Consider the following 2,083-nt stretch of genomic DNA (forward strand, 5'->3'; position numbering starts at 1 on the left):
CTCAGATGGGTGCCGGTGATCACCAGGCTGCGACACTGGGCGAGAAAGTCTTCGTGGATGTCGTCGGCGCAAAGCGCCATGTCGGCGCAGTTCTCGCGCGCAAACAGCAGCGGGAAGGTGTCCTGGTCCTTGATGCCCAGCAGCACCATGCCCGTGAGGCGTTCGGCATCGACCTGCACCTGGCTCGTGTCGCAGCCTTCGCGCTGCAGCGTGGCGCACAGGAAGCGGCCGTTCTGCTCGTTGCCCACGCGCGAGATCATCGCCGAGCGCATTCCCAGGCGGGCCGTGCCGAAAGCGATGTTCGCGGACGAGCCGCCGAGGTATTTGGAAAAGCTGCTCGCCGCCTCGAGGCTGCAGCCGATCTGCTGGGCATAGAGGTCGACGGCCAGGCGCCCGAGGCAGGCGACGTCAAAGGGGCGGTCGGCGGGAAAAGGCAGCGTGCTCATGGTTTCCTTGTTGGTCACATCGGCAGCGCGCAGGCCCCGCCGGATAATCTTCGCGAACGGATGATAATCCGATATAGAAAATATTTTCTAAATTTATGAAAAATAGAACAACACCCCGGGAAACGCCGCCGCCATCCCAATCCCCTGCGGGGTTTGCGGATACCGCGGCCTTTCTGGCGGGCGTGCAGGCGCAGTTCGACGGCCTGAGCCGCCAGCTCAAGGCCATTGCGCGTTACGTGGAAATGCACCGCGACCGGCTGGTGCTCGACGGCGTGCAGGCCACGGCCGAAGCCTGCGGCGTGCAGCCTTCGGCCGTGGTGCGCTTCGCCAAGCACTTCGGCTTCAGCGGCTATTCAGAATTGCAGGCGCTGTTCCGCGCCGACGCCGAACGCCAGCTCGCGCCCAACCGCGGCTACCAGGAGCGCATCCGCGGCCTGATCGTTCCGGGCGCGCAGACGCTGGCCGTGGGCCAGCTGGCGCGCGAAGTCATAGAGCGCAGCGTCGACAGCCTGCAGGCCCTGCAGCGCCAGCTGCCCGACGACCGCTTCGAAGCCGGTGTCGATCTGATGGTGCAGGCGCCCGCGATCTGGCTCGCGGCGTCCCGGCGCGCGTTCCCGGTCGGCGCCTACCTCGCCTATGCGCTGCAGCACACGGGCAAGGCCGTGCACTGGCTCAACGGCCTGGGCGCGATGCAGCAGCTCGAATTGCGCGCGCTGCGCCCCGGCGATGTGATGCTCGCGGTGTCGTTCGCGCCCTATGCGCAGGAAACGCTGGAGATGGCCCAGGCGGCCGTGGCCCGCGGCGCGCACCTGATCGCGCTCACCGACAGCCAGCTGAGCCCGCTGGCCGCGCAGGCCAAGGTGGTGCTGATCGCCCAGGACGGCGCGACCTTCGGTTTCCGGTCGCTGACGAGCACACTGGCGCTCGCGCAGTCGTTGTTCCTGGGACTGGCCTATAAGCTGGAACTGGCTTACGAAGCGCCCGTGGCCACGGATTGAGGCAGGGCCTGCCCCTGCGCCGAAGCCGGCAGACCGAACACGCGGTCGAACGCCCAGTTGAACGCAAAGGTGTAGACCAGGAAGAACAGCAGCAGTCCCAGGTCCATGAGGAATGCCTGCCAGAGGCTCACATTGAACCACCAGGCGAACAGCGGCACCAGCATCACGACCAGACCGCCTTCCATGCCCAGCGCATGCGCGACGCGGCGCGCGAAGCCACGGCCGCGGCGCGCCTGGCGTGCTTCCCTGCGTTCGAACAGGCCGTTCCAGACCACGTTCCAGGCGACGGCGATCGCCGAGGTGACGACCGCGATGACGCTCGAATGCGCCGCGCTTTCGCCGGTCAGGGCCGCGAGGCCGAAAGAGGTCGCGACTATGGCCAGCAATTCGAACAGGGTGACATACACGACGCGCCGCCAGGGGCCCTGCAGCTGGCGTTTCGGAGAAGAGATATTCAAAGACATGCGCTGAATTTATAGGGTTTCCACTGATAACAAAAGTCAGGATCTTTCAGATTTACTGATAGATTGCAGCCATGGCCTTCTCTTCCGATAACGTGCTGGTGTTCCTCGCCGTGCTCGACCACGGCTCGTTTTCGGCCGCCGCGCGCGCGCTGTCGCGCGTGCCTTCGGCCGTGAG

Annotated in this window: 4 protein-coding genes; 2 read left to right on the forward strand and 2 right to left on the reverse strand. The window is 65.7% G+C overall.

All coding sequences use genetic code 11. The features are described 5' to 3' along the window. On the reverse strand, positions 1-446 hold a 446-nt coding region (locus D3H34_RS31995), incomplete at its 3' end, for a PfkB family carbohydrate kinase (protein WP_286186539.1). A gap of 95 nt (positions 447-541) precedes the next feature. Here D3H34_RS31995 and D3H34_RS32000 point away from each other — a divergent pair. Further along, on the forward strand, positions 542-1,444 hold the full coding sequence (locus tag D3H34_RS32000; RefSeq protein ID WP_119558801.1) for a MurR/RpiR family transcriptional regulator: 903 nt from the start codon (positions 542-544) through the stop codon (positions 1,442-1,444). Here D3H34_RS32000 and D3H34_RS32005 read toward each other — a convergent pair. Beyond that, positions 1,417-1,875, reverse strand: coding sequence for a PACE efflux transporter (locus D3H34_RS32005; RefSeq protein ID WP_119558802.1), 459 nt, complete (start codon positions 1,873-1,875; stop codon positions 1,417-1,419). The two genes, D3H34_RS32000 and D3H34_RS32005, sit on opposite strands and share 28 nt — an antisense overlap. Before the next feature lie 104 nt (positions 1,876-1,979). Here D3H34_RS32005 and D3H34_RS34835 point away from each other — a divergent pair. Continuing rightward, positions 1,980-2,083 (forward strand): helix-turn-helix domain-containing protein (locus tag D3H34_RS34835; protein ID WP_147400559.1); only part of this gene is annotated, 104 nt, incomplete at its 3' end.

This window comes from Acidovorax cavernicola (assembly GCF_003581445.1).

Excerpts from the sequence above, each read along its gene's own strand:
- D3H34_RS32000 (WP_119558801.1), top strand. The coding sequence starts at position 542 with ATGAAAAATAGAACAACACCCCGGGAAACGCCGCCGCCATCCCAATCC.